The sequence below is a fragment of the Streptomyces sp. TLI_105 genome (assembly GCF_900105415.1).
Taxonomy (GTDB): domain Bacteria; phylum Actinomycetota; class Actinomycetes; order Streptomycetales; family Streptomycetaceae; genus Streptomyces.
The window spans coordinates 3383356-3408083 of the sequence record NZ_FNSM01000001.1 but is presented as its reverse complement, the minus strand read 5'-3'; the positions used below and the strand labels follow the sequence as shown (position 1 = coordinate 3408083).

The 24728-nt window shown below is 69.8% G+C and carries 25 protein-coding genes, 4 tRNA genes and 1 pseudogene; 21 read left to right on the top strand and 9 right to left on the bottom strand.

All coding sequences use genetic code 11. The annotated features are described in order from the left end of the window. Positions 1 to 3 precede the first annotated feature (3 nt). The 4 genes from BLW86_RS15495 to BLW86_RS15480 all read left to right on the top strand — a co-directional run bounded on the left by BLW86_RS15495 (position 4) and on the right by BLW86_RS15480 (position 3424). The gene (locus tag BLW86_RS15495; protein ID WP_093874580.1) at positions 4 to 1509 is read left to right on the top strand and encodes an NADH-quinone oxidoreductase subunit N; all 1506 of its coding nucleotides are present in this window, start codon (positions 4 to 6) and stop codon (positions 1507 to 1509) included. A 34-nt stretch (positions 1510 to 1543) separates the two neighbouring features. Further along, entirely contained in the window at positions 1544 to 1993 is a 450-nt protein-coding gene (gene mscL, locus BLW86_RS15490; RefSeq protein ID WP_093874579.1) for a large conductance mechanosensitive channel protein MscL, read from the top strand. A 172-nt stretch (positions 1994 to 2165) separates the two neighbouring features. Beyond that, complete coding sequence (htpX, locus tag BLW86_RS15485) at positions 2166 to 3029, top strand: zinc metalloprotease HtpX (protein ID WP_093874578.1); 864 nt, start codon at positions 2166 to 2168, stop codon at positions 3027 to 3029. Then, positions 3026 to 3424, top strand: coding sequence for a YccF domain-containing protein (locus BLW86_RS15480; protein ID WP_093874577.1), 399 nt, complete (start codon positions 3026 to 3028; stop codon positions 3422 to 3424). The genes htpX and BLW86_RS15480 overlap by 4 nt, the downstream gene beginning before the upstream one ends. A gap of 44 nt (positions 3425 to 3468) precedes the next feature. On the opposite strand, the gene BLW86_RS15475 is transcribed toward BLW86_RS15480, so the two are convergent. The 4 genes from BLW86_RS15475 to BLW86_RS15460 all read right to left on the bottom strand — a co-directional run bounded on the left by BLW86_RS15475 (position 3469) and on the right by BLW86_RS15460 (position 6429). Then, complete coding sequence (locus tag BLW86_RS15475) at positions 3469 to 4707, bottom strand: APC family permease (RefSeq protein ID WP_093874576.1); 1239 nt, start codon at positions 4705 to 4707, stop codon at positions 3469 to 3471. Between the two features lie 10 nt (positions 4708 to 4717). Beyond that, entirely contained in the window at positions 4718 to 5347 is a 630-nt protein-coding gene (locus BLW86_RS15470; protein WP_093874575.1) for an alpha-ketoglutarate-dependent dioxygenase AlkB family protein, read from the bottom strand. Beyond that, on the bottom strand, positions 5344 to 5841 hold the full coding sequence (locus BLW86_RS15465) for a methylated-DNA--[protein]-cysteine S-methyltransferase (RefSeq protein WP_093874574.1): 498 nt from the start codon (positions 5839 to 5841) through the stop codon (positions 5344 to 5346). The genes BLW86_RS15470 and BLW86_RS15465 overlap by 4 nt, the downstream gene beginning before the upstream one ends. Positions 5842 to 5937: 96 nt before the next feature. Then, positions 5938 to 6429: a YajQ family cyclic di-GMP-binding protein gene (locus tag BLW86_RS15460; RefSeq protein ID WP_030687924.1), complete on the bottom strand. Its 492-nt coding sequence runs from the start codon at positions 6427 to 6429 to the stop codon at positions 5938 to 5940. 173 nt (positions 6430 to 6602) lie between these two features. Here BLW86_RS15460 and BLW86_RS15455 point away from each other — a divergent pair. Next, a tRNA-Tyr gene (locus tag BLW86_RS15455) sits at positions 6603 to 6684 on the top strand. 75 nt (positions 6685 to 6759) lie between these two features. Here the strand turns inward: BLW86_RS15455 and BLW86_RS15450 are convergent. Both BLW86_RS15450 and BLW86_RS15445 read right to left on the bottom strand, forming a co-directional pair. Further along, positions 6760 to 7416 carry an NAD(P)H-binding protein gene (locus BLW86_RS15450; protein ID WP_177181659.1) on the bottom strand — a complete coding sequence of 219 codons (657 nt, stop codon included), beginning with the start codon at positions 7414 to 7416 and terminating at the stop codon, positions 6760 to 6762. Positions 7417 to 7418: 2 nt separating this feature from the next. Next, positions 7419 to 8699 (bottom strand): amidohydrolase family protein, encoded by a 1281-nt coding sequence (locus BLW86_RS15445; protein WP_093874572.1) that lies wholly within the window; start codon positions 8697 to 8699, stop codon positions 7419 to 7421. A 206-nt stretch (positions 8700 to 8905) separates the two neighbouring features. Between BLW86_RS15445 and BLW86_RS15440 the strand changes: the two genes are divergently transcribed. From BLW86_RS15440 to BLW86_RS15415, 6 genes and pseudogenes are all read left to right on the top strand, one after another. Further along, positions 8906 to 8978: transfer RNA gene (locus tag BLW86_RS15440), tRNA-Thr, on the top strand. A 44-nt stretch (positions 8979 to 9022) separates the two neighbouring features. Then, positions 9023 to 9095 (top strand) — tRNA-Met (locus BLW86_RS15435). Between the two features lie 88 nt (positions 9096 to 9183). Beyond that, positions 9184 to 9348, top strand: a complete 165-nt coding sequence (gene rpmG / locus BLW86_RS15430) for a 50S ribosomal protein L33 (protein WP_003956487.1) — start codon at positions 9184 to 9186, stop codon at positions 9346 to 9348. An 82-nt stretch (positions 9349 to 9430) separates the two neighbouring features. Further along, positions 9431 to 9883 carry a MaoC family dehydratase N-terminal domain-containing protein gene (locus BLW86_RS15425; RefSeq protein WP_093874571.1) on the top strand — a complete coding sequence of 151 codons (453 nt, stop codon included), beginning with the start codon at positions 9431 to 9433 and terminating at the stop codon, positions 9881 to 9883. 2 nt (positions 9884 to 9885) lie between these two features. Then, a complete protein-coding gene (locus tag BLW86_RS15420) occupies positions 9886 to 10314 on the top strand; it encodes a MaoC family dehydratase (protein ID WP_093874570.1) in 429 nt (142 codons plus the stop codon). A 31-nt stretch (positions 10315 to 10345) separates the two neighbouring features. Further along, positions 10346 to 11440: pseudogene (locus BLW86_RS15415) on the top strand (UDP-N-acetylmuramate dehydrogenase); the annotation flags it as partial. Between the two features lie 221 nt (positions 11441 to 11661). Here BLW86_RS15415 and BLW86_RS15410 read toward each other — a convergent pair. Then, positions 11662 to 12294 carry an NAD(P)-dependent oxidoreductase gene (locus tag BLW86_RS15410; protein WP_093874568.1) on the bottom strand — a complete coding sequence of 211 codons (633 nt, stop codon included), beginning with the start codon at positions 12292 to 12294 and terminating at the stop codon, positions 11662 to 11664. Positions 12295 to 12381: 87 nt separating this feature from the next. Here BLW86_RS15410 and BLW86_RS15405 point away from each other — a divergent pair, with 87 nt between their 5' ends. Continuing rightward, on the top strand, positions 12382 to 12978 hold the full coding sequence (locus BLW86_RS15405) for a TetR/AcrR family transcriptional regulator (protein ID WP_093874567.1): 597 nt from the start codon (positions 12382 to 12384) through the stop codon (positions 12976 to 12978). On the opposite strand, the gene BLW86_RS15400 is transcribed toward BLW86_RS15405, so the two are convergent. After that, on the bottom strand, positions 12971 to 13990 hold the full coding sequence (locus BLW86_RS15400; RefSeq protein ID WP_093874566.1) for an adenosine deaminase: 1020 nt from the start codon (positions 13988 to 13990) through the stop codon (positions 12971 to 12973). The genes BLW86_RS15405 and BLW86_RS15400 overlap by 8 nt on opposite strands. Before the next feature lie 117 nt (positions 13991 to 14107). Then, on the bottom strand, positions 14108 to 15334 hold the full coding sequence (locus BLW86_RS15395; protein ID WP_093874565.1) for a pyridoxal phosphate-dependent aminotransferase: 1227 nt from the start codon (positions 15332 to 15334) through the stop codon (positions 14108 to 14110). A gap of 205 nt (positions 15335 to 15539) precedes the next feature. Here BLW86_RS15395 and BLW86_RS15390 point away from each other — a divergent pair. The 9 genes from BLW86_RS15390 to rpoB all read left to right on the top strand — a co-directional run bounded on the left by BLW86_RS15390 (position 15540) and on the right by rpoB (position 24692). Next, positions 15540 to 15612, top strand: a tRNA-Trp gene (locus tag BLW86_RS15390). 103 nt (positions 15613 to 15715) lie between these two features. Further along, a complete protein-coding gene (secE, locus tag BLW86_RS15385) occupies positions 15716 to 16000 on the top strand; it encodes a preprotein translocase subunit SecE (RefSeq protein ID WP_093874564.1) in 285 nt (94 codons plus the stop codon). 44 nt (positions 16001 to 16044) lie between these two features. After that, positions 16045 to 16929, top strand: coding sequence for a transcription termination/antitermination protein NusG (gene nusG, locus BLW86_RS15380; protein ID WP_093874563.1), 885 nt, complete (start codon positions 16045 to 16047; stop codon positions 16927 to 16929). A 158-nt stretch (positions 16930 to 17087) separates the two neighbouring features. Continuing rightward, positions 17088 to 17522, top strand: coding sequence for a 50S ribosomal protein L11 (rplK, locus tag BLW86_RS15375; RefSeq protein WP_030318720.1), 435 nt, complete (start codon positions 17088 to 17090; stop codon positions 17520 to 17522). A 104-nt stretch (positions 17523 to 17626) separates the two neighbouring features. Further along, on the top strand, positions 17627 to 18355 hold the full coding sequence (gene rplA / locus BLW86_RS15370) for a 50S ribosomal protein L1 (protein ID WP_030687892.1): 729 nt from the start codon (positions 17627 to 17629) through the stop codon (positions 18353 to 18355). A gap of 115 nt (positions 18356 to 18470) precedes the next feature. Continuing rightward, positions 18471 to 19388: an SCO4651 family lipoprotein gene (locus BLW86_RS15365; RefSeq protein WP_093874562.1), complete on the top strand. Its 918-nt coding sequence runs from the start codon at positions 18471 to 18473 to the stop codon at positions 19386 to 19388. 249 nt (positions 19389 to 19637) lie between these two features. Next, complete coding sequence (rplJ, locus tag BLW86_RS15360) at positions 19638 to 20168, top strand: 50S ribosomal protein L10 (protein ID WP_030687887.1); 531 nt, start codon at positions 19638 to 19640, stop codon at positions 20166 to 20168. 111 nt (positions 20169 to 20279) lie between these two features. After that, a complete protein-coding gene (rplL, locus tag BLW86_RS15355; RefSeq protein WP_093874561.1) occupies positions 20280 to 20663 on the top strand; it encodes a 50S ribosomal protein L7/L12 in 384 nt (127 codons plus the stop codon). A gap of 546 nt (positions 20664 to 21209) precedes the next feature. Then, the gene (gene rpoB, locus BLW86_RS15345; protein WP_093874560.1) at positions 21210 to 24692 is read left to right on the top strand and encodes a DNA-directed RNA polymerase subunit beta; all 3483 of its coding nucleotides are present in this window, start codon (positions 21210 to 21212) and stop codon (positions 24690 to 24692) included. The last annotated feature ends 36 nt before the right edge of the window (positions 24693 to 24728 follow it).

Genomic DNA, 24728 nt, shown 5'->3' with positions numbered 1-24728 from the left:
CCAGTGACGCCGCTCGCCGGCGAGTCGCTCGTCCAGTCCGTCGACTGGCTCACGATCGCGCCCCCGACCCTCACCGCCGTGGTCGCGCTCGTCGTCCTCGTCGCCGACCTCTTCGTCCCCCAGGAGCGCAAGCAGCTCCTCGGCTGGACCGCGATCGGCGGCCTCACCGCCGCCCTCGCCCTCCTCCTGCCGCTGCGCTCCGGCGACCGGGAGACCTTCTGCCTCACCGCCGACACCCGCACCGAGGCGTGCAGCTACACCGCCGACCACTTCACCCTCGTCATCCAGCTGCTCGTCCTCGCCGGCGCGCTGCTCACCGCGCTCCTCTCCCTGGACGCGACCCGCGAGAGGCTCCCGGCCGGCGAGTACTGGTTCCTGCTGCTCTCCTCCGCCGCCGGCGCCGCACTGCTCCCCGCCTCCCGCGACCTCGCCACCCTCGTCGTCGCCCTCGAAGTCGCCTCGCTGCCCGCGTTCGCGCTCGTCGGCCTCAAGCGCGGCGACCGCATGTCCGGCGAGGCCGCCCTCAAGTTCTTCCTCTCCTCCGTCACCGCGACCGCCGTCACCCTCCTCGGCGTCAGCTTCGTGTACGCGGCGACCGGCACCCTCCACCTCACGGAGGTCGCCCAGCGCCTCGACGACGTCCCCGGACAGCTCCAGACCCTCGCCGAGGCCGGCGTCGCCCTCACCCTCGTCGGCTTCGCCTTCAAGACGGCCGCCGTCCCCTTCCACTTCTGGGTGCCCGACACCTATGTCGGCGCCCCGCTGCCCGTCGCCGCCTACCTCTCCGTCGTCGGCAAGGCCGTCGGCTTCACCGGCCTCGTCCTGGTGACGGTCGTCGCCTTCCCGTCGTACGCGGACGTGTGGGGCCCGGCGCTCGCCGTCCTCGCCGCGCTCACCATGACCGCGGGCAACGTCGCCGCCCTCCGCCAGGTCTCCACGCGCGCGTGGAGCGCGGTACGGCTCCTCGCCTGGTCCTCCGTCGCCCAGGCCGGCTACCTCCTGGTGCCGATCGCGGCCGCCGCGTACTCCGGCGACGACCAGATCGGCGCCACCGTCGCGTACGCCCTGATGTACGCCGTCGTGAACCTCGGCGCCTTCGCGGTCGTCGCGCTCGTCGCCCGCGCCCACCCGGAGAACCGGATCGCGGACTACCGGGGCCTGTACGCCGCCAGTCCCGCCGCGGCCCTCGCGCTCGGGTTCTTCCTCCTGAATCTGGCCGGTTTGCCCCCGGGTATCATCGGCCTCTTCGCCAAGGTGACCGTCTTCTCGGCGGCCGTCGACGCGGGCCTCGGGTGGCTGGCCGTGATCATGGGCGTCAACGTCGTGATCGCGCTCTACTACTACCTGCGCTGGACGGCCCTGCTCTTCCGCGCGCCGGAGGGCGCCCCCGTCACGCACAAGGCCCCCGCGACGGTCACCCTGGCGATCGTGCTGACCGCCGCCGCCGGAGCCGTGCTGTCGGGCTACCCGCAGTTCGCCCTCCGCTTCGCGGCGACGAGCCTGTTCTGACCCCCCACAGAGAAAAACCGAGGAGCAACACCCCGTGCTGAACGGATTCAAGGACTTCATCCTTCGCGGGAACGTCATCTCGATGGCCATCGGCCTGGCCGTCGGCTCGGCGTTCACGGCCGTCGTCACCGGCTTCAGCAAGGCGTTCATCACCCCGCTCATCGGCCTGGCGACCGGCTCGGTCGGCGACTTCAGCGAGGCCAGCTTCTCGATCCAGGGCACGGTCTTCCCGTACGGCCTGGCCATCGCCGCCGTCATCGCCTTCGTCATCACGGCCGCCGTCCTCTACTTCCTGATCGTCGTCCCCATGACGAAGATCCAGGCGAAGTTCGCCAAGGAGGAGGCGAAGGACCCCAAGGCGGAGAAGCGCGACTGCCCCCGCTGCTTCACCGAGATCCCGGCCATCGCCTCCCGCTGCGCCCACTGCACCAGCGAGGTCGAGCCGACGGCCTTCACCCTGGACAAGATCCCCGTCGCACGCTGATCACCCGTACGGCCCACACGGCACGCCCCGCGAGCCGGGGAACCCGAACCTCTCGCCTGGCGTTGACCAGTACGGGAGGGTCCACTGGACAGGGGGTCCCGCCGGACGAAGTCCGGGGGAGGACCACCACGAGGAAAAGGGTTCCCCTGCCGCACCACCTGGAGGGCGTACCGTGCACCGCCGGCACAACGGGCTGAGGACCGCCGTCCTCCTCGGAGGGCTCTCGGCCCTCATCATCGTCATCGGCAGCTTCTTCGGACGTACGGGGCTGATCGTCGCGCTGCTCGTGGCGCTCGGCACCAACGCGTACGCGTACTGGAACAGCGACAAGCTGGCGCTGCGGGCCATGCGCGCCCGCCCGGTGAGCGAGTTCGAGGCCCCCGCGCTCTACCGGATGGTGCGCGAGCTCTCCACGCAGGCGCGCCAGCCCATGCCCCGGCTCTACATCTCGCCGACGCAGGCGCCCAACGCCTTCGCGACCGGCCGCAACCCGCGCAACGCCGCCGTCTGCTGCACCGAGGGCATCCTCGCGCTCCTCGACGAGCGCGAGCTCCGCGGGGTCATCGGGCACGAGCTGAGCCACGTCTACAACCGGGACATCCTCATCTCCTCGGTCGCCGGAGCGCTCGCCTCCGTGATCATGTTCCTGGTCAACTTCGCCTGGCTGATCCCCGTCGGCCGCTCCAACGACGACGACGGCCCCGGCATCCTCGGCTACCTGCTGATCCTCATCCTCGGCCCGATCGCCGCCTCGATCATCCAGCTCGCCATCTCCCGCTCCCGCGAGTACGAGGCCGACGCCTCCGGTGCCCAGCTCACCGGAGACCCGCTCGCCCTCGCCGGCGCCCTGCGGAAGCTGGAGGCGGGCACCAAGCAGCTGCCGCTGCCGCCCGAGCCGAGGATCGAGACCGCGAGCCACATGATGATCGCGAACCCCTTCCGGCCCGGGCAGGGCCTCTCCAAGATGTTCTCCACCCATCCGCCGATGGCCGAGCGCATCGCCCGGCTCGAACAGATGGCAGGTCGACGCCCGTGAAGACGATCCTCAACGTCATATGGCTGGTCCTGTGCGGGTTCTGGATGTTCCTGGGCTACATCGCCGCGGGCGTCCTGCTCTGCATCACGATCATCGGCATCCCCTTCGGACTCGCCGCCTTCCGCATCGGCCTCTACGCGCTCTGGCCCTTCGGCCACACGGTCGTCGACCGTCGCGACGCGGGCGCGCCGTCCTGCGTGGGCAACGTGCTGTGGCTGGTCCTCGCGGGGTGGTGGCTCGCGCTCGGCCACATCACCACCGGGATCGCGCTGTGCATCACGATCATCGGCATCCCGCTGGGCCTCGCGAACTTCAAGATGATTCCGGTGTCGCTGCTGCCGCTGGGCAAGGAGATCGTGCCCACGGACCAGGCGTACGGCTACGCAGGCCGCTGACACGCCGCGCCCGCGCCGGGCGGCGGAGCGAAGGCCCCGCGGGTTCACCCCCGTGGCGGCACCGCCCGGCCCCGGCTGACCGCCCAGGCCACCACGCCCGCCGCCATCACCCCCGAGCCCGCCAGGACCGAGCCGAGCGGGAGGGCGAAGGCCAGGGCGGCGCAGCCGGCCAGGCCGAGGGCGGCGAGGCGGCGGGCCCGGCCGCCGAGGGTCCAGGCGGAGGCGTTCGCGATCCCGTAGTAGACGAGGACGCCGAACGACGAGAAGCCGATCGCGCCCCGCACGTCCACCGTCGCCGCCACCACGGCCACCACCGCGCCCACCGCGAGCTCCGCCCGGTGCGGCACCTGGTAGCGGGGGTGCACGGCCGCGAGAGCCGTCGGCAGGTACGCGTCGCGGGCCATCGCCAGGGTCGTACGGGACACCCCGAGGATCAGGGAGAGCAGCGAGCCCAGGGCGGCGATCGCCGCGCCGACGGTGACCAGCGGCACCAGCCAGACGGCGTCCGCCGCGCGGGCCGCGTCGGCGAGGGGCGCGGGGGAGGCGGCGAGGGCGGAGGGGCCGAGGACGGTGAGCACGCCGACGGCGACGAGCGCGTAGACGGCGAGCGCGATGCCGAGGGCGAGCGGCACCGCCCGGGGGATGGTGCGGGCCGGGTCGCGGACCTCCTCGCCGAGCGTGGCGATCCGCGCGTACCCCGCGAATGCGAAGAAGAGCAAACCCGCGGCTTGGAGGAGCCCGCCGGTGGTGAGCTCTCCGCCGGGGGTCGAGAGCCCCGCCCCTCCGCTCCCGAAGGACACCGTGACCACGCAGGCGAGCACGGCGAGGACGAGCGCCACGATCACCCGCGTGAGGAGCGCCGACTTCTGAACTCCCCCGTAGTTGACGGCGGTCAGGGCCACGACGGCGGCGACGGCCACCGCGTGCGCCTGCTCCGGCCACACGTACGCCCCCACCGTGAGCGCCATGGCCGCGCACGAGGCGGTCTTGCCGGCGACGAACGCCCAGCCGGCCAGGTACCCCCAGAACGAACCGAGGCGTTCGCGACCGTACACGTACGTGCCGCCGGAGGCGGGGTGGAGGGCGGCCAGCCGCGCGGAGGCCATGGCGTTGCAGTACGCGACGACGGCGGCGAGCCCGAGTGCCCAGAGCAGCCCGGCCCCGGAGCCGGCCGCGTCCGCGGCGGGCCCGAGCGCGACGAAGATCCCCGCTCCGATCATCGAGCCGAGCCCGATCACGACCGCGTCGAAGAGGCCCAGGGAGCGGCGCAGTTCCGGTGTCATGCCCCGCACATTAAACGCTGAGTCCGGTCTCCCTGAGCGTGATGTTCAACCGCCCCACCAGGCCGAGCGCCGGCTCGGCCGTCCCCGGGAACACCTTGGGGACCCCGTGGTGAACCCAGCGCGAAGCCCCGCCGAAGACGAAGAGGTCGCCGGAGACCAGGTCGACGTCCTGGTACGGCCGGCCGCGGTTCTCCTCGTTCCCGAAGCGGAACACGCACCGGTCCCCGAGGCTCAGCGACACCACCGGCGCGGAGGAGCGCTCCTCCCGGTCCTGGTGCATGCCCATGCGCGCGCCCGGCGCGTAGAAGTTCACGAGCGCGGTGTCGGGGGTGAAGCCGCCGTGCTCGCCGTACGCCTCGACGAGCGCGTCCCGGCCCAGCTCGACCAGCCAGTCCGGCAGTTCGACCCCGACCGTGTCGAGGTAGCGGTACGGCACCCACTGCCGGCCCAGGGTCAGTGACCGCACCGACATGACGCCGCCGCCGGGCAGCACGGTGTGCCGGTACGGGAAGGGGCCGCGTCCCCACTCCCGGCAGGCGTCCACCAGCTCCCGCTGGCGCGCGAACGGCAGCCACGCGGGCACGTGCACCGCCCCGGGCGCCACGGTGGCCCGCTCGCGGGGGAAGAGCCCCTCGCTCACACGAGGGCGCCTTCGAGCCCGAGGAGCCGTTCCTTCCGTTCGAGCCCGGCGGCGTACCCGCGCAGGCTCCCGTCGGCGCCGATCACCCGGTGGCAGGGCCGCACCACGAGCAGCGGATTGCGGCCGATCGCGGTGCCCACGGCCCGTACCCCGGCGCCGGGCGAACCGACCCGCCGGGCGATCTCCCCGTACGAGACGGTGGTGCCGTACGGGATCTCCTCCAGGGCCCGCCAGACGCGCCGCTGGAACGCGGTCCCGGCGTCGCCGGCGAGCGGCAGGTCGAACCGGTCGCGGCGGCCGGCGAAGTACTCGCCCAGCTGCCCGGCGGCCTCGGCGAACGCCTCGGGCGCGCGCGTCCAGCCGTCCTCGACCACGACGGCGCCCTTCTGCCCCGGCAGGGACAGCGAGCGCAGCACGGCTCGGCCCCCTTCGGCGAGCCGCCCGACAAGCAGCATCTCGCCCAGGGGGCCGTCGACGTACGCGTACACGGTCATGACCGGTTCCTCTCCCCGCACGGGTCTTCCGGAGACCCAGTGTGCGGGGACCGCCGAGCACTCGGCTGGCGGTATTCGGACACCGGCCTCGACGGGTCAGCGGTAGTTCACGAACTGGATCGCGAAGTCGAAGTCCTTGCCCTTGAGCAGCGCCTGCACGGCCTGCAGGTCGTCCCGGCTCTTCGAGCTGACGCGCAGCTCGTCGCCCTGCACCTGCGCCTTGACGCCCTTGGGGCCCTCGTCGCGGATGGCCTTCGCGACCTTCTTGGCGTTCTCCTGGGAGATGCCCTCCTGGACGGAGGCGAAGAGCTTGTACTCCTTGCCGGACAGCTGGGGCTCGCCCTCGACGTCCAGGGACTTGAGGGAGATCCCGCGCTTGATCAGCTTGGACTGGAAGATGTCGAGGATCGCCATGACGCGCTCCTCGCCGTTCGCCTGCATCAGGATCTTCTCGCCCGACCAGGAGATCGAGGCGTTGGTTCCCTTGAAGTCGTAGCGCTGGGAGATCTCCTTCACGGCCTGGTTGAGGGCGTTGTCGACCTCCTGCCGCTCGACCTTGGAGACGATGTCGAAACTGGAGTCGGCCATGACTCGTGGCTCCTTGCTCGGATGCTGTGGGGTACGCCCCAAAGCCTAGGGGGTGAGCCGCCGGCCGAACCGCTGATCAATCGGGTGGCGAAGCACCCCCGGGGATCAGGTATTGTTTACGTCGTTGCCGGGGAACACCGCAGAAAAGCGGTGAACCAAGGCAGCGAACCCATGGCGATGTGCCCGAGTGGCCAATGGGAGCGGACTGTAAATCCGTCGGCTTAGCCTACCCAGGTTCGAATCCTGGCGTCGCCACGTGAAGAAGGTCCCCGGTGCTTGCACCGGGGACCTTCACTCGTTTCACGGCGGGAGTGCGGACGGGACCGCGGCTCAGTTGCCGGCCACGTCCTTCACCGCCACCGAGAGCGGGACCGAACCGGCGATCAGTTCCAGGGTCAGGCCGGCGGTCGCCGGGGTGTCGAGGAGTTCGGCGAGGACCGCGGCCACGTCGTCCCGGGGGATCGGTCCGCGGCCCGTGTGCGCCTCCAGGCGGACCATGCCCGTCCCCGCGTCGTCCGTCAGGGAGCCGGGGCGCAGGATCGTCCAGTCCAGGGCCGTGCGGGAGCGGATGTCGTCGTCGGCCGCGCCCTTCGCGCGGAGGTAGGCGTCGAAGATCCCGTCGCCCGGGTGGGAGGCGTCCGCGCCCATCGAGGAGACGACGAGGTACCGCCGCACGCCCGCCCGTTCCGCCGCGTCCGCGAACAGCACCGCGGCCGCCCGGTCCACCGTGTCCTTGCGGTCGGCGCCGCTGCCCGGGCCCGCGCCCGCCGCGAAGACGGCCGCGTCGGCGCCCTGCAGCACCGCGGCCACCATCTCGACCGACGCCGACTCCAGGTCCAGGTGGACGGGCTCCGCGCCCGCCTCCCGCAGGTCGGCGCCCTGTTCCGGTTTGCGGATGATCCCCGCGACCTCGTGCCCGGCGTGCGAGAGCAGCCTCTCCAGGCGCAGGGCGATCTGTCCGTGTCCTCCAGCGATGACGATGCGCATACTCACGACCGTACGTCGGGTCCGGCCGGGGGGCTCCCCGGCTCGGGCGGCCTTTCCGGGCGCGCCTGACGCGGCAGGTCCAGGGCCGCCGCCGAGTCGCAGTACTCCCGCACCGCGCTCGTCCGGGCCACCACCCGCCCCCGGTGCACCACGATCCGGCTGTACGCGAGGGACAGCACGCCCGCCAGGCGCTCGCCGCGCACCGCGAGCAGCTCCGCCGGGAAGCCGGCCTCCACCCGCACCTCCGGCAGGCCCATCGCCGCCCGCGCCCGCGCGCTCACCGCCCCGTACGCCTCCTGGGGCGGCAGCCCGCCGAGCGAGGCGAGGAGGTAGGCCGCCTCCAGCGGGTCCCCGCGCCCCACCGGATTGGCCACGTCCCGCAGCGCCCCGCTGCCCGCCGCGACCCGCACCCCGGCCGTCCGCAGCAGCCGCACCGGCGCCGCTCCGCGCAGCTCCGTGCCCCCGCAGCCTCCCTGGGGCAGGCAGACCACCGTCACCCCGGCCGCCGCCAGCCGGTCCGCCGTCCGGCTCGCCGCGTCGGAGGGGAGCCGGGCGAGCCCGGCGCACGGGCCGATCGTGACCCCGGGCCGCAGCCCGCCGGCCATCGCCGCGAGCCGGGCGAGCCGGGCCGGGTCGTCCCCGTCGGTGTGCAGGTCGACCGGGACGCCGTGCTCGGCCGCGACGTCGAGGACGGCCTCCACATATCCGGCCGGGTCCGGGTCGAGGTCCGGGCAGCCGCCGACCACCCCGGCGCCCATCTTCACCGCGTCCCGCAGGGTCGCGAGTCCGTCCGCTCCCGCGACGCCCGTGAGCAGCCGGGGCACGGCGACGGCCGTCAGGTCGGCGAGGCCGCGCAGCGAGCGCCGGGCCTGCAGCACCGCTTCGAGCGGGCCGAGTCCGTGGACGTCGCCGATGCGCACGTGCGCGCGGAGCGCCGTCGCGCCGTGGCCGAGCTGGAGCAGCGCGGCCTCGGTGGCCCGCCGCTGCACCTCCTCGGGGGCGTACGAGACGGGGCCGGGGGTGTCGGCGGAGAGCGCGGTGTCGGCGTGGGCGTGGGGTTCGGCGGCGGCGGGCAGCAGGAGGTAGCCGCCGAGGTCGACGCGGGCGCCCACGGTGGTGAGGCTGCCCGCGGTGCCGACGGCCTCGATCCGGCCGCCGACGAGCCGCACGTCCACGGTCCGTCCGTCGGTGAGCCGCGCATGGGAGAGCAGGAGTGAGGTCGAGTCGGCGGTGGTGGCGGCCCCGTCCTCGGGCGGCTGGGGCTGCTTGCTGTCGGCTGACATCGGGCTCCTCAACGCTCCTCAAGATCAAGATCACGCAGCGTGGGGCCGAGCCTAGGGGCGCTCGGAGCGACCTTCGAGGGGGAGCGCAATAGTCGTACCGATGAGGCCACGAGTGGCGTACGGGACGCCTGGTGAGGGCTGTCGGGAGGCCTCGGGGAAACGGATTTGGGTGATGGGCCGGAGACCGTGTAATGTCTTCCTCGCTCGCCCCAATAGCTCAGTCGGTAGAGCGTCTCCATGGTAAGGAGAAGGTCTACGGTTCGATTCCGTATTGGGGCTCTGGTGAGAGGGATCCCGCCTTCGGGCGGGGTCCGGATCATCAAAGCGGTGTAGCTCAGTCGGTAGAGCAAGCGGCTCATAATCGCTGTGTCACCGGTTCAAGTCCGGTCACCGCTACAGACAGTAGCCGATTGTGGGGTCGGTCCTTCGATCGGCTACTCTTCTATGCGTTCATCCGTCCATCCGTCCGTCAAGGAGCACTCACGTGGCTGCCACCGACGTCCGCCCGAAGATCACGCTGGCCTGCGTGGAGTGCAAGGAGCGGAACTACATCACCAAGAAGAACCGGCGTAACAACCCGGACCGTCTTGAGATGAAGAAGCACTGCCCTCGCTGCAACTCGCACACTGCGCACCGCGAGACGCGCTAATCAGGCTCGTACACGAGGCCGTCCCCACCCGGGGGCGGCCTCGTGTCGTTTGTCGGCAACAAATCCAGGAGGTATCGAGTCCATGGCGCTCGACCAGTCCTTCGTGGGCCGGACCTATCCGCCCACCGCGCCCTACGAGGTCGGCCGCGAGAAGATCCGCGAGTTCGCCGAGGCGATCGGTGACGCCAATCCCGCGTACACCGACACCGAAGCGGCCAAGGCGCTCGGACATTCCGATGTGATCGCCCCGCCCACTTTCGTGTTCGCCATCACATTCAAGGCGGCCGGCGCCGTCATCGAGGACCCGCAGCTGGGCCTCGACTACAGCCGCGTCGTCCACGGCGACCAGAAGTTCGTCTACACCCGGCCCGTACGCGCCGGGGACCGGCTCTCGGTCACCTCCACCATCGAGGCGATCAAGTCCCTCGCCGGCAACGACATCCTGGACATCCGCGGCGAGGTCCACGACGCCTCCGGCGAGCACGTCGTCACCGCCTGGACCAAGCTCGTCTCCCGCGCACCCGAGGGGGCCTGACCATGACCGCGAAGATCGCCTACGACGAGGTCGAGGTCGGCACCGAGCTGCCCGCGCAGACCTTCCCCGTGACCCGCGCCACGCTCGTGCGGTACGCCGGCGCCTCCGGGGACTTCAACCCGATCCACTGGAACGAGAAGTTCGCGGTCGAGGTCGGCCTCCCGGACGTCATCGCCCACGGCATGTTCACCATGGCCGAGGCGATCCGCGTCGTCACCGACTGGGCCGGCGACCCCGCCGCCGTCGTCGAGTACGGGGTCCGCTTCACCAAGCCGGTCGTCGTCCCCAATGACGGGACCGGCGCCCTGATCGAGGTCTCCGCCAAGGTCGCAGCCAAGCTGGACGACCAGCAGGTGCGGGTCGACATCACGGCGACGAGCGCCGGGCAGAAGGTCCTGGGCATGAGCCGGGCCGTGGTCCGTCTCGCCTGACCGTACGAGCCGCCGTGCGAGCGTCACGGGCCCGTCGCCGAAGCGGCGGGCCCGTACCCTTGAGCCCGTGCAGCAGATCGCAGACGCCCCCCTCGCGCCCCTGACCACCTTCCGGCTCGGCGGGCCCGCCACCCGGCTCGTCACCGCCACCACCGACGACGAGGTGGTCGAGGCGGTCCGCGCGGCCGACGCCGCCGGGACCCCGCTGCTGATCATCGGCGGCGGCTCCAACCTGGTCATCGGGGACAAGGGCTTCGACGGCACGGCGCTGCGCATCGCCACCACCGGCTTCGTCCTGGACGGCACGAGCCTGGAGCTCGCCGCCGGCGAGGTCTGGACGGACGCCGTGGCGCGGACCGTCGAGGCCGGGCTCGCCGGGATCGAGTGCCTGGCCGGCATCCCCGGCTCGGCCGGCGCGACCCCCATCCAGAACGTCGGCGCGTACGGGCAGGACGTCTCCGCCACCGTCACCGAGGTCGTCGCCTACGACCGGCGTGCCGAGAAGACCGTCACCCTCACGAACGCCGAGTGCGCCTTCTCGTACCGGCACAGCCTCTTCAAGGACCAGCCCGACCGGTACGTGGTGCTGCGGGTCCGCTTCGCGCTGGAGGACGCCGGCGGTCTCTCGGCGCCGATCAAGTACGCCGAGACCGCCCGCGCCCTCGGCGTCGGGGCCGGCGACCGGGTGCCCCTCGCCACCGCCCGCGAGACCGTGCTGCGGCTGCGCGCCGGCAAGGGCATGGTCCTGGACCCGGAGGACCACGACACCTGGTCCGCGGGCTCCTTCTTCACCAACCCGATCCTCACGAACGACGAGTTCGATGGCTTCCGGGCCCGTGTGGCGGAGCGGCTCGGGCCGGACGTCACCCCGCCGGCCTTCCCCGCGGGCGAGGACGGCGCCGTGAAGACCTCGGCGGCCTGGCTGATCGACAGGGCCGGCTTCACCAAGGGGTACGGCTCCGGGCCCGCCCGGATCTCCACCAAGCACACGCTCGCCCTCACCAACCGCGGCGAGGCGACCACCGAGGACCTCCTCGCCCTCGCCCGCGAGGTCGTCGCCGGGGTGCACGAGGCCTTCGGGATCACCCTCGTCAACGAGCCGGTGACGGTCGGGGTCCAGCTCTAGACCCGTCCTAGGGCCTGTCGTCACATTCCCGTCTGCCCCGCGACGCCTGGCACGCGCCCCCAAGCTCTCGGCTTCGCTCGAGCAGGGAGGTGCCCCCTTCGCCGCACCGGGCGAAAGCCCGAGTACGTCCAGTACGAGGACTTCCACCCGGCACGCCGAGAGCACGCGCCAGACGCCGCAGGGCCGCCCTTCGGGCGACGACGGGAATGTGACGACAGGCCCTAGTACGCGACGCCGACGCCCTGCTTGACCGTCGCGGGGTCGTCGATCATCGCCAGCATCGCGTGCGCCACGTCCGCGCGGGCCAGGGAGCGGCCCCGGGACGGGGTGCCGCCGACGACCTTGCGGTACTGCCCGGTGCCCGGCTTGTTCGTCAGCTTGGGCGGGCGCACGGACGTCCAGTCGGCGTCGCTCGCGGCGAGGTCCGACTCCATGACCCGCAGGTCGGCGTAGACGTCCTTCAGCATGTTGTTGACGATCGCCAGGACCGCCTTGTCGACGAGGGCCTGGCCGTCCGGAACCGGGCCCAGCGGGGCCGCGCTGACCACCAGGAGCCGGCGCGTCTTCTCGGCCTCCATCGCCGCGAGCACCGAGCGGGTCAGCCGGGCGGTCACGCCCGCGTCCGCCCGGGTGCGGGCCCCGAGGCCCGAGAGGACCGCGTCCCGGCCCGCGACCGCCCCGCGCAGGGCCTCGGGGTCGGACAGGTCGGCCCGTCGGACCGTCAGACGGGATCCCGTCGCCGTGAGCCGTGCGGGGTCCCGGACCACCGCCGTCACCTCGTGGCCCGAGGCCAGGGCCTGCCGGACGATCTCCTGGCCGATGCCGCCGGTCGCGCCGAAGACTGTGAGCTTCATGTCGCACCCTCCCAGGGTGGGTAAGTATTCACTCACCCCCAGGGTGAGTGGATACTCACTCATACGTCAAGCGTGGCTGGAGGATGCATGGAACAGAGGCCGACCCGGACCCGGATCATCGACGCCGCCCGCGACCTCATGCGGACGGCGGGGCTCGCCCGCACCACCACCAAGGAGATCGCCAAGGCGGCCGGCTGCTCGGAAGCCGCGCTCTACAAGTACTTCAGCAGCAAGGAAGAGCTCTTCCTGGCCGTCCTGAACGAGCGCCTGCCCCAGCTCGGCGGCCTCCTCGGCACACTCGTCGCCGACCCCGGCGGCCGCACCGTCGAGGAGAACCTCACCGAGGTCGCCCGGCAGGCCGCCCTCTTCTACGAGCAGACCTTCCCGGTCGTCGCCTCCCTCTACGCGGAACCGCAGCTCAAGCGGCGCCACGAGGAGGCCATGCGCACCTACGGGATGGGCCCCCACAAGCCCATCGAAGGCCTCGCCGCCTATCTCCGCGCCGAGCAGCGGCACGGCCGCCTCGACCCGGACGCCGATCCGGTGGCCGCCGCCTCCCTGCTCCTCGGGGCCTGCGTGCAGCGCTCCTTCGCCTGGGAGATGAGCCCGGACCGCAGGCCGCCGGACTCCCTAGACGACTTCGCGCGCTCGCTCGCCCGCACCCTCCTCCGGGGGATCAGCTAGCGAGCCAGTGGTCGATCCCCGCGAGCAGCTTCGCCCGGACGTCCTCGGGCGCCGCCGAGCCCCGCACCGACTGCCGGGCCAGCTCCGCCAGCTCCGCGTCCGTGAACCCGTGGTGCCGGCGGGCGATCTCGTACTGCTCCGCGAGCCGCGAGCCGAAGAGAAGCGGGTCGTCCGCGCCGAGCGCCATCGGCACCCCGGCCTCGAAGAGGGTCCGCAGCGGCACGTCCTCGTGCTTCTCGTACACCCCGAGCGCGACGTTCGACGCCGGGCAGACCTCGCAGGTCACGCCCTTCTCGGCGAGCCTCCGCAGCAGCCTCGGGTCCTCCGCCGCCCGCACCCCGTGGCCGACCCGCGCCGCCCGCAGGTCGTCCAGGCAGTCCCGTACGGACGAGGGGCCCGTCAGCTCGCCGCCGTGCGGAGCCGCGAGGAGACCGCCCTCCCGCGCGATCGCGAAGGCCCGGTCGAAGTCCCGGGCCATGCCCCGCCGCTCGTCGTTGGAGAGCCCGAAACCGACCACGCCCCGGTCCGCGAACCGCACCGCGAGCCGGGCCAGGGTCCGCGCCTCCAGGGGGTGCTTCATCCGGTTCGCCGCGACGAGCACCCGCATTCCGAGGCCGGTCTCCCGGGAGGCCCCGTCGACCGCGTCCAGGATGATCTCCAGGGCCGGGATCAGGCCGCCCAGGTGCGGGGCGTACGAGGTGGGGTCGACCTGGATCTCCAGCCAGCCGGAGCCGTCCCGCACGTCCTCCTGCGCCGCCTCGCGCACCAGCCGCCGGATGTCCTCCGGCCGGCGCAGACAGGAGCGGGCGATGTCGTAGAGCCGCTGGAAGCGGAACCAGCCGCGCTCGTCGGTCGCCCGCAGCCGGGGAGGCGTACCGCTGCTCAGCGCCTCCGGGAGACGCACGCCGTACTTGTCGGCCAGCTCGATGAGCGTCGTGGGCCGCATCGAACCGGTGAAGTGCAGGTGCAGATGGGCCTTGGGCAACAGGGTGAGATCGCGTACATGCTCCATTGGCCGATACTGCCGCACCCGAATGGACGAATACAGTCCGTTTCCCCGATCGGGACCTTGCTAGAACGCAAGAACGGGCCCCGGTTCCGAAGAACCGGGGCCCGTGCCTCAAGACGATCAGGCCTTCGCCTCGGCGAGGAGCTTCTGGATCCGGGACACGCCCTCCACCAGGTCCTCGTCGCCCAGCGCGTACGACAGGCGCAGGTAGCCCGGGGTGCCGAAGGCCTCGCCCGGGACGACCGCGACCTCGGCCTCGTCCAGGATCAGGGCGGCCAGCTCGACCGAGGTCTGCGGGCGCTTGCCGCGGATCTCCTTGCCGAGCAGCCCCTTCACCGACGGGTACGCGTAGAACGCGCCCTCCGGCGTCGGGCAGTACACGCCCTCGATCTCGTTCAGCATCCGCACGATCGTCTGGCGGCGGCGGTCGAAGGCCTTGCCCATCTTCGCGACCGCGTCCAGGTTGCCGGAGACGGCGGCGAGCGCGGCGACCTGCGCCACGTTGGAGACGTTGGAGGTGGCGTGCGACTGCAGGTTGGTCGCGGCCTTCACGACGTCCTTCGGGCCGATGATCCAGCCCACGCGCCAGCCCGTCATCGCGTACGTCTTGGCGACGCCGTTGACCACGATGCACTTGTCGCGCAGCTCCGGCAGGACCGCCGGCAGGGAGGCGGCGGTGGCGTCGCCGTACACCAGGTGCTCGTAGATCTCGTCGGTGAGCACCCACAGGCCGTGCTCGACGGCCCAGCGGCCGATCGCCTCGGTCTCCGCCTCGCTGTACACCGCGCCGGTCGGGTTCGAGGGGGAGACGAAGAGGACGACCTTGGTCTTCTCCGTGCGCGCCGCCTCCAGCTGCTCCACCGAGACCCGGTAGCCGGTGGTCTCGTCGGCCACGACCTCCACCGGGACACCGCCCGCGAGACGGATCGACTCGGGGTACGTCGTCCAGTACGGCGCCGGGACGATGACCTCGTCGCCCGGGTCGAGGATCGCCGCGAAGGCCTCGTAGATCGCCTGCTTGCCGCCGTTGGTCACCAGGACCTGGGAGGCGTCGACCTCGTAACCGGAGTCGCGCAGCGTCTTGGCGGCGATCGCGGCCTTCAGCTCGGGCAGACCGCCGGCCGGCGTGTAGCGGTGGTACTTGGGGTTCTTGCAGGCCTCGACGGCCGCCTCGACGATGTAGTCCGGCGTCGGGAAGTCGGGCTCACCCGCGCCGAAACCGATCACCGGGCGACCGGCGGCCTTGAGGGCCTTGGCCTTGGCGTCGACGGCGAGGGTGGCGGACTCGGAGATCGCACCGATCCGGGCGGAGACCCGACGCTCGGTGGGAGGGGTAGCAGCGCTCATACGGGTCATCGTCCCAGACCGCGTCGAGGCCCGGCACACAGGTTTCACGGACCGGACAGGAACGGTCAATCCCGGTCGTACGCGCGTCCGACGGCAGGTCGGCGCGCTCTCTGTTCGACGTAGGGGCCCATGACCACGTATGCTCACTGCTCGTTGGTCCGCAACAACCGCGTCTCACGATGCGGTAGGTTGGGGGCACCGACAAAGGGTCGTAGCTCAATTGGTAGAGCACCGGTCTCCAAAACCGGCGGTTGGGGGTTCAAGTCCCTCCGGCCCTGCTACACACACCGCCAGGTGTTGTGCGCATGTACGTACTTCATTGCACCGCCGTGCGGCTCCACCCGGGCGCGGCACGGCCGACCCGGAATCAGGTGAGAGATCGTGACGGACGCCGTAGGCTCCATCGACATGCCTGATGCCGACGAGTCCGCAGAGTCGAAGAAGAAGTCCCGCAAGGGCGGGAAGCGCGGAAAGAAGGGCCCCCTGGGCCGTCTCGCGCTCTTCTACCGCCAGATCATCGCAGAGCTCCGCAAGGTCGTCTGGCCCACGCGCAGCCAGCTGACGACGTACACCACTGTGGTGATTGTCTTCGTCGTCATCATGATCGGCCTTGTCACCGTGATTGACTATGGCTTCCAGGAAGCAGTCAAGTACGTCTTCGGCTGACTTTTTGTTCCACCCCATCTGTATCGCAGGAAGAAGCAGCCACCGTGTCTGACGCGAACCTGAACGACGCCTTCGAGTCCGAGTCCGTCGAGGACGAGCTGGACATCGTCGAGGCCGCCGACGAGGACGTCGAGGACGTCGAGGTCGAAGCTGCTGAGGACGCTGCGGACGAGGACGTCGAGGTCGACGAGATCGACGAGGACGAGGCTGGCGAGGACGAGTCCGACGAGGTCGAGGACGCCGAGGCCGAGGCCGAGGACGCCGAGGAGGAGGCCGAGGACGCCGAGGAGGAGGCCGAGCCGGCCGCCCCGGTCGACCCGGTCGCCGCTCTCCGCGAGGAGCTCCGCACCCTTCCCGGCGAGTGGTACGTCATCCACACCTACGCGGGCTACGAGAAGCGCGTGAAGGCCAACCTCGAGCAGCGTGCCGTCTCGCTCAACGTCGAGGACTTCATCTACCAGGCCGAGGTCCCCGAGGAAGAGATCGTCCAGATCAAGGGCGGCGAGCGGAAGAACGTCAAGCAGAACAAGCTTCCCGGCTACGTCCTCGTCCGCATGGACCTGACGAACGAGTCCTGGGGCGTCGTCCGCAACACCCCCGGCGTCACCGGCTTCGTGGGCAACGCCTACGACCCGTACCCGCTGACCCTGGACGAGATCGTCAAGATGCTCGCCCCGGAGGCCGAGGAGAAGGCCGCCCGCGAGGCCGCCGAGGCCGAGGGCAAGCCGGCTCCGGCCCGCAAGCTGGAGGTCCAGGTCCTGGACTTCGAGGTCGGCGACTCGGTCACCGTCACCGACGGCCCGTTCGCGACCCTCCAGGCCACGATCAACGAGATCAACCCGGACTCGAAGAAGGTCAAGGGCCTCGTCGAGATCTTCGGTCGCGAGACCCCGGTCGAGCTCAGCTTCGACCAGATCCAGAAGAACTGATCTCAGCGTCTTCCGACCAGGTCAGAGTGGCTCCCGTAGCCGCTCTGACCTGCTCGGTTTTTGGCCGCGCGACTATACCCGTTATCGTTGTGCGGTATGCCTGCATCCGGATGACCGGAAGGCGGGCTGAACACTCTCACTAGGACCCGGAGAGAGCAATGCCTCCCAAGAAGAAGAAGGTCACGGGGCTTATCAAGCTCCAGATCAACGCCGGTGCGGCCAACCCGGCCCCGCCGGTCGGCCCCGCGCTGGGTCAGCACGGCGTCAACATCATGGAGTTCTGCAAGGCCTACAACGCCGCGACCGAGTCGCAGCGTGGCATGGTCGTGCCGGTGGAGATCACGGTCTACGAAGACCGCAGCTTCACCTTCATCACCAAGACTCCGCCGGCCGCCAAGCTGATCCTCAAGGCCGCGGGTGTGGACAAGGGCTCCGGCGAGCCGCACAAGACCAAGGTCGCCAAGCTCACGGCCGCCCAGGTCCGCGAGATCGCCACGGTCAAGCTCCCCGACCTCAACGCCAATGACCTGGACGCCGCGTCCAAGATCATCGCCGGCACCGCCCGCTCCATGGGCATCACGGTCGAGGGCTGATCACCCCCCTCGTGACCTAGTGGTAGGGCCAGCGCCGGCCCGCACCACGACTCCATACCTGCCACGCGGCGACAGCCGCATGGTGTAACTGCACAGGAGAAGCAGTGAAGCGCAGCAAGGCTCTCCGCTCCGCGGACGCCAAGGTCGACCGCGAGCGGAACTACGCGCCCCTCGAGGCCGTCCGTCTCGCCAAGGACACCGCCACCACGAAGTTCGACGGCACCGTCGAGGTCGCCTTCCGCCTGGGCGTCGACCCGCGCAAGGCCGACCAGATGGTCCGTGGCACCGTGAACCTTCCGCACGGCACCGGCAAGACCGCCCGGGTCCTGGTCTTCGCGACCGGTGACCGTGCCGAGGCCGCGATCGCCGCGGGCGCCGACATCGTCGGCTCCGACGAGCTCATCGACGAGATCTCCAAGGGCAACCGCCTGAACGAGTTCGACGCCGTGGTGGCCACCCCGGACCTCATGGGCAAGGTCGGCCGCCTCGGCCGCGTCCTCGGCCCGCGTGGTCTCATGCCGAACCCCAAGGTCGGCACCGTCACCCCCGATGTCGCGAAGGCTGTCAACGACATCAAGGGCGGCAAGATCGAGTTCCGCGTCGACAAGCACTCGAACCTGCACTTCATCATCGGCAAGGTCTCCTTCGACGAGACGAAGCTGGTCGAGAACTACGCCGCGGCCCTGGAGGAGATCCTCCGTCTGAAGCCGTCCGCCGCGAAGGGTCGCTACATCAAGAAGGCGACCATCACCACGACGATGGGCCCCGGCATCCCGCTGGACGCCAACCGCACCCGCAACCTCCTCGTCGAGGAGGACCCGGCCGCGGTCTGAACCTCACCGGTTCACTGAGTGGTCAAGCCGGCCCCGCACCTCTCCGGAGGTGCGGGGCCGGCTTCTTGTTACGGTTCGAGGGACCGCAAAGTCATTGACCAAGGGGTGGGGACTCATGAACACGTCCGCATGGAAGCGCGCGGGCATCGCCCTGACGGCCGCTGCCGTCGTCACGGGGGTCGCGGGCTGTCAGGACGGTGACGCGAAGGCCGGGGGCGCCGAACCGAAGGCGCAGAGCCACGGGGACGTCACGAAGGTCATCCAGGCCGCGTACGAGAAGACCTCGGCCGCCAAGGCCGCCAAGGTCAAGATGACCATGACCATGGAGGGACTCGGCGCCGAGTCCGGCACGATCGAGATGAGCGGCGTCCAGGGCTGGGCCCCGGCGGTGATGGACATCACCATGAAGAGCTCCATGCTCTCCGCCGGCGACCAGGGTGCCCCGGAGCAGATGCACATGATCATGCTCGACCAGGTCATGTACATGGACATGGGTGCCAAGCAGGCCGCCGAGATGGACGGCAAGCGCTGGATGAAGCTCGACATGAAGGCCGCGGCCGACGCCTCCGGAGACAAGGCGCTGCAGAAGCAGATGACCGGCGGCCTGGACAACATGAACCAGGACCCGGCCCAGCAGCTCGCCCTGCTCCTGGACTCCCCGGACCTGAAGCACCTCGGTGCCGAGAAGGTCAACGGCATGGAGACCCAGCACTACAAGGGCACGCTCACCTTCGAGCAGATGCTCAAGGCCAACGAGTCGTCGAAGCTCCTCTCCGAGAAGGACCACGACGAGCTCATCGCCGGCATGAAGAAGGCGGGCCTCAAGGGCTACGACACCGAGCTCTGGGTCACCGAGGACGGCTACCCGGCCCGTATGGACGTCGGTATGACCACGGCCCAGGGCAGGATGCAGATGCGGGCCGACTACACCGACTACGGCACCAAGTCCGCCGTGCAGGCCCCGCCGGCCAAGGACACCGTGGACCTCTTCGAGATGATGAAGGACTTCGGGAAGAACCCCGCCCAGGGCTGATTTGCGCCTGGCGCAGGCCATCACGTACGCTTCCCCAGAAGCCAAAGACCGCTGGTCGTTGCTGTGCCCCTACCGGGTGCGGTGGCCGAAGGATCCGCTGACAACGGACGACCCGCGCAGGTGACTGTGGAAGGTTCCCGGATTTCATCATCCGGTCGAGCTCAGCCCCGTGCGCCTGCGCCGGGGCGTTTTGTTTTGTTCAGACTCCTTCTGAGCGGTCCTCATCACCCGGAAGGAGGCTGACGCACTATGCCGACGCCCAACAAGGCTGCATCGGTGGCCGAGCTCAAGGACGCGTTCCAGAGCTCCAACGCCGCCGTGCTGACCGAGTACCGGGGTCTCACCGTCGCGCAGCTCAAGACGCTGCGTCGCTCTCTCGGTGAGAACGCCCAGTACGCCGTGGTGAAGAACACGCTGACCAAGATTGCGGCCAACGAGGCCGGGATCACCGCACTGGACGAGCACTTCGCTGGTCCGACCGCGGTCGCCTTCGTCACCGGTGACCCGGTGGAGTCGGCGAAGGCCCTGCGTGACTTCGCCAAGGAGAACCCGAACCTCATCATCAAGGCCGGTGTCCTTGACGGTAAGGCTCTCTCCGCCGACGACATCAAGAAGCTTGCGGACCTCGAGTCCCGCGAGGTTCTGCTCAGCAAGCTGGCCGGCGCGTTCAAGGGCAAGCAGTCCCAGGCTGCCTCGCTCTTCCAGGCGCTGCCGTCGAAGTTCGTCCGCACCGCGGAGGCGCTTCGCGTCAAGCTCGCCGAGCAGGGCGGTGCCGAGTAATTCGGCTCGCGCATTGATCCGCGCCGCGTAGTGCGCGGGTCGTAGCGGGCCGTTACGCCCGCCTCTATAGACACATCGGCACCTGCCGAATTAGTGGAAGGATCGCCCATCATGGCGAAGCTCTCTCAGGACGACCTCCTCGCCCAGTTCGAGGAGATGACCCTCATCGAGCTCTCCGAGTTCGTGAAGGCCTTCGAGGAGAAGTTCGACGTCACCGCCGCCGCCGCCGTCGCCGTTGCCGGCCCGGCCGCCGCCGGTGCCCCGGCCGAGGCCGAGGCCGAGCAGGACGAGTTCGACGTCATCCTCGAGGGTGCCGGCGACAAGAAGATCCAGGTCATCAAGGTCGTGCGCGAGCTCACCTCCCTGGGCCTCAAGGAGGCCAAGGACCTCGTCGACGGCACCCCGAAGCCGGTCCTCGAGAAGGTCGCGAAGGAGGCCGCCGAGAAGGCTGCCGAGTCCCTCAAGGCCGCCGGCGCCTCCGTCACGGTCAAGTAAGACCGTTTCGGCTCGCTGAGCTGACTCCTGCCCCGTGTAACGCGGAGGCACCGAGAGGCGATCATCCATCTGGGTGGTCGCCTCTCGGCGTTCCCGGAACGGGCGTGGCGGGGGTCCCGAGGGCCGCCGGAAGCGGAGTATGGTGATCTTCGCCGTGCGCCCCGCACACCGGGGGGCCTTGACGAACCGCACGCAGCGCGCAATTCTCAGGACGCGTCGTCACAACGATCCGTTTCCGAGGCATGGATCGACGACCGAACGGGCAGTATCGAGGTGCGCCGCACGGCGCGAGGTACCGCGGAGTTGAGAGCAACGAGGGTCGCGAAGAAGACGCCCTGGACATCAGTGGGCCAAGTGGCTACACTGACCCTTTGCGCTGCCTGTTAGCTGCCCCCTGCCCGTCACCAGGGGCATACCTTCGCATCAACTTCGTGGACCGACCCCGTCTGACCTGGCCTTTCGGTCATCTCAGGAAACGTCTGCCGTGAAGTGTTGCTGGGGACCGGTACGCGCGTAGTGAGTCCGAGCCCTCGGAAGGACCCCCTCTTGGCCGCCTCGCGCAACGCCTCGACCAATACGAACAACGGCGCAAGCACCGCCCCGCTGCGCATCTCCTTTGCAAAGATCAAGGAGCCCCTCGAGGTTCCGAACCTCCTCGCGCTGCAGACCGAGAGCTTTGACTGGCTGCTCGGCAACGCCGCCTGGAAGGCTCGCGTCGAGGCTGCCCTTGAGTCGGGACAGGACGTCCCCACGAAGTCCGGTCTGGAGGAGATCTTCGAGGAGATCTCCCCGATCGAGGACTTCTCCGGGTCGATGTCGCTGACCTTCCGCGACCACCGCTTCGAGCCGCCGAAGAACTCGATCGACGAGTGCAAGGACCGTGACTTCACGTACGGCGCCCCGCTCTTCGTCACCGCCGAGTTCACCAACAACGAGACCGGCGAGATCAAGTCCCAGACGGTCTTCATGGGCGACTTCCCGCTCATGACCAACAAGGGCACCTTCGTCATCAACGGCACCGAGCGTGTCGTGGTGTCGCAGCTGGTCCGTTCGCCGGGTGTCTACTTCGACTCGTCGATCGACAAGACGTCCGACAAGGACATCTTCTCCGCCAAGATCATCCCGTCCCGGGGTGCCTGGCTGGAGATGGAGATCGACAAGCGCGACCTGGTCGGTGTCCGCATCGACCGCAAGCGCAAGCAGTCCGTCACCGTCCTCCTCAAGGCTCTCGGCTGGACCACCGAGCAGATCCTGCAGGAGTTCGGCGAGTACGAGTCCATGCGCGCCACCCTGGAGAAGGACCACACCCAGGGCCAGGACGACGCGCTGCTCGACATCTACCGCAAGCTCCGTCCGGGCGAGCCGCCGACCCGTGAGGCCGCTCAGACGCTGCTCGAGAACCTCTACTTCAACCCGAAGCGCTACGACCTCGCGAAGGTCGGCCGCTACAAGGTGAACAAGAAGCTCGGCGCCGACGAGCCGCTGGACGCCGGTGTCCTCACCACCGACGACATCATCGCCACGATCAAGTACCTGGTGAAGCTCCACGCGGGCGAGACCGAGACGATCGGCGAGAACGGCAACGAGATCGTCGTCGAGACCGACGACATCGACCACTTCGGCAACCGTCGTCTGCGCAACGTCGGCGAGCTCATCCAGAACCAGGTCCGCACGGGTCTGGCTCGTATGGAGCGCGTCGTCCGCGAGCGGATGACCACCCAGGACGTCGAGGCGATCACGCCGCAGACCCTGATCAACATTCGCCCGGTCGTGGCGTCGATCAAGGAGTTCTTCGGCACCTCCCAGCTGTCCCAGTTCATGGACCAGAACAACCCGCTGTCGGGTCTGACGCACAAGCGTCGTCTCTCGGCGCTGGGTCCCGGTGGTCTCTCCCGTGAGCGGGCCGGCTTCGAGGTCCGAGACGTGCACCCGTCCCACTACGGACGCATGTGCCCGATCGAGACCCCCGAAGGCCCGAACATCGGTCTGATCGGTTCGCTCGCCTCGTACGGTCGCGTCAACGCGTTCGGCTTCATCGAGACGCCGTACCGCAAGGTCGTCGACGGCCAGGTCACCGACGAGGTCGACTACGTCACCGCCGACGAGGAGGACCGGTTCGTCATCGCGCAGGCCAACGCCGCGCTCAACGACGAGCTCCGCTTCTCCGAGCCGCGCGTCCTCGTCCGCAAGCGTGGCGGCGAGGTCGACTACGTCGAGCCGTCGGACGTGGACTACATGGACGTCTCGCCGCGCCAGATGGTGTCGGTCGCGACCGCCATGATCCCCTTCCTCGAGCACGACGACGCCAACCGTGCCCTCATGGGCGCGAACATGATGCGTCAGGCCGTCCCGCTGATTAAGTCGGAGGCCCCGCTCGTCGGCACCGGCATGGAGTACCGCTGCGCCACCGACGCCGGCGACGTGCTCAAGGCCGAGAAGGACGGTGTCGTCCAGGAGCTGTCGGCCGACTACATCACGGTCGCCAACGACGACGGCACGTACATCACGTACCGCCTGCACAAGTTCTCCCGCTCCAACCAGGGCACCTCTGTGAACCAGAAGGTCGTCGTGGACGAGGGCGACCGCGTCATCGAGGGCCAGGTCCTCGCCGACGGTCCCGCCACCGAAGACGGCGAGATGGCGCTCGGCAAGAACCTCCTCGTGGCGTTCATGCCGTGGGAGGGCCACAACTACGAGGACGCGATCATCCTGTCGCAGCGCCTCGTGCAGGACGACGTCCTCTCCTCGATCCACATCGAGGAGCACGAGGTCGACGCCCGTGACACCAAGCTCGGCCCCGAGGAGATCACCCGGGACATCCCGAACGTCTCCGAGGAGGTCCTCGCGGACCTCGACGAGCGCGGCATCATCCGCATCGGTGCCGAGGTCGTCGCCGGCGACATCCTGGTCGGCAAGGTCACCCCGAAGGGCGAGACCGAGCTGACCCCGGAGGAGCGCCTGCTCCGCGCGATCTTCGGCGAGAAGGCCCGTGAGGTCCGTGACACCTCGCTGAAGGTGCCGCACGGCGAGATCGGCAAGATCATCGGCGTCCGCGTCTTCGACCGCGAGGAGGGCGACGAGCTTCCCCCGGGCGTGAACCAGCTGGTCCGCGTCTACGTCGCCCAGAAGCGCAAGATCACCGACGGTGACAAGCTCGCCGGCCGTCACGGCAACAAGGGCGTCATCTCGAAGATCCTCCCGATCGAGGACATGCCGTTCCTCGAGGACGGCACCCCGGTCGACATCATCCTCAACCCGCTGGGTGTCCCGTCCCGAATGAACCCGGGACAGGTCCTGGAGATCCACCTCGGCTGGCTCGCCAGCCGCGGCTGGGACGTCTCCGGTCTCGCGGACGAGTGGGCGCAGCGCCTCCAGGCGATCGGCGCCGACCAGGTCGCCCCCGGCACCAACGTCGCGACCCCGGTCTTCGACGGTGCGCGTGAGGACGAGCTCGCGGGTCTGCTCCAGCACACCATCCCGAACCGCGACGGCGAGCGCATGGTGCTCCCGACCGGTAAGGCGAGGCTGTTCGACGGCCGCTCCGGCGAGCCGTTCCCGGACCCGATCTCCGTCGGGTACATGTACATCCTCAAGCTCCACCACCTGGTCGACGACAAGCTGCACGCCCGTTCGACCGGCCCGTACTCGATGATCACCCAGCAGCCGCTGGGTGGTAAGGCCCAGTTCGGTGGCCAGCGCTTCGGTGAGATGGAGGTGTGGGCGCTGGAGGCTTACGGCGCCGCGTACGCCCTCCAGGAGCTGCTGACGATCAAGTCCGACGACGTGACCGGCCGCGTGAAGGTCTACGAGGCCATCGTCAAGGGCGAGAACATCCCTGAGCCCGGCATCCCCGAGTCCTTCAAGGTCCTCATCAAGGAGATGCAGTCCCTGTGCCTCAACGTGGAGGTGCTGTCCTCGGACGGCATGTCCATCGAGATGCGCGACACCGACGAGGACGTCTTCCGCGCAGCGGAGGAGCTCGGCATCGACCTGTCCCGGCGCGAGCCGAGCAGCGTCGAAGAGGTCTGACGGGAGTCCGGTGCGGGGACTCGGTGAAACCCACTG

Coding starts and splice junctions, on each gene's coding strand:
- rplK (WP_030318720.1), top strand. CDS start 17,088: ATGCCTCCCAAGAAGAAGAAGGTCACGGGGCTTATCAAGCTCCAGATC.
- BLW86_RS15410 (WP_093874568.1), bottom strand. CDS start 12,294: ATGAAGCTCACAGTCTTCGGCGCGACCGGCGGCATCGGCCAGGAGATC.
- rplL (WP_093874561.1), top strand. CDS start 20,280: ATGGCGAAGCTCTCTCAGGACGACCTCCTCGCCCAGTTCGAGGAGATG.
- BLW86_RS15405 (WP_093874567.1), top strand. CDS start 12,382: ATGGAACAGAGGCCGACCCGGACCCGGATCATCGACGCCGCCCGCGAC.
- BLW86_RS15465 (WP_093874574.1), bottom strand. CDS start 5,841: ATGACCGTGTACGCGTACGTCGACGGCCCCCTGGGCGAGATGCTGCTT.
- BLW86_RS15425 (WP_093874571.1), top strand. CDS start 9,431: ATGGCGCTCGACCAGTCCTTCGTGGGCCGGACCTATCCGCCCACCGCG.
- BLW86_RS15395 (WP_093874565.1), bottom strand. CDS start 15,334: ATGAGCGCTGCTACCCCTCCCACCGAGCGTCGGGTCTCCGCCCGGATC.
- BLW86_RS15450 (WP_177181659.1), bottom strand. CDS start 7,416: ATGCGCATCGTCATCGCTGGAGGACACGGACAGATCGCCCTGCGCCTG.
- rplJ (WP_030687887.1), top strand. CDS start 19,638: ATGCCGACGCCCAACAAGGCTGCATCGGTGGCCGAGCTCAAGGACGCG.
- BLW86_RS15460 (WP_030687924.1), bottom strand. CDS start 6,429: ATGGCCGACTCCAGTTTCGACATCGTCTCCAAGGTCGAGCGGCAGGAG.
- BLW86_RS15400 (WP_093874566.1), bottom strand. CDS start 13,990: ATGGAGCATGTACGCGATCTCACCCTGTTGCCCAAGGCCCATCTGCAC.
- BLW86_RS15475 (WP_093874576.1), bottom strand. CDS start 4,707: ATGACACCGGAACTGCGCCGCTCCCTGGGCCTCTTCGACGCGGTCGTG.
- BLW86_RS15420 (WP_093874570.1), top strand. CDS start 9,886: ATGACCGCGAAGATCGCCTACGACGAGGTCGAGGTCGGCACCGAGCTG.
- BLW86_RS15445 (WP_093874572.1), bottom strand. CDS start 8,699: ATGTCAGCCGACAGCAAGCAGCCCCAGCCGCCCGAGGACGGGGCCGCC.
- BLW86_RS15365 (WP_093874562.1), top strand. CDS start 18,471: ATGAACACGTCCGCATGGAAGCGCGCGGGCATCGCCCTGACGGCCGCT.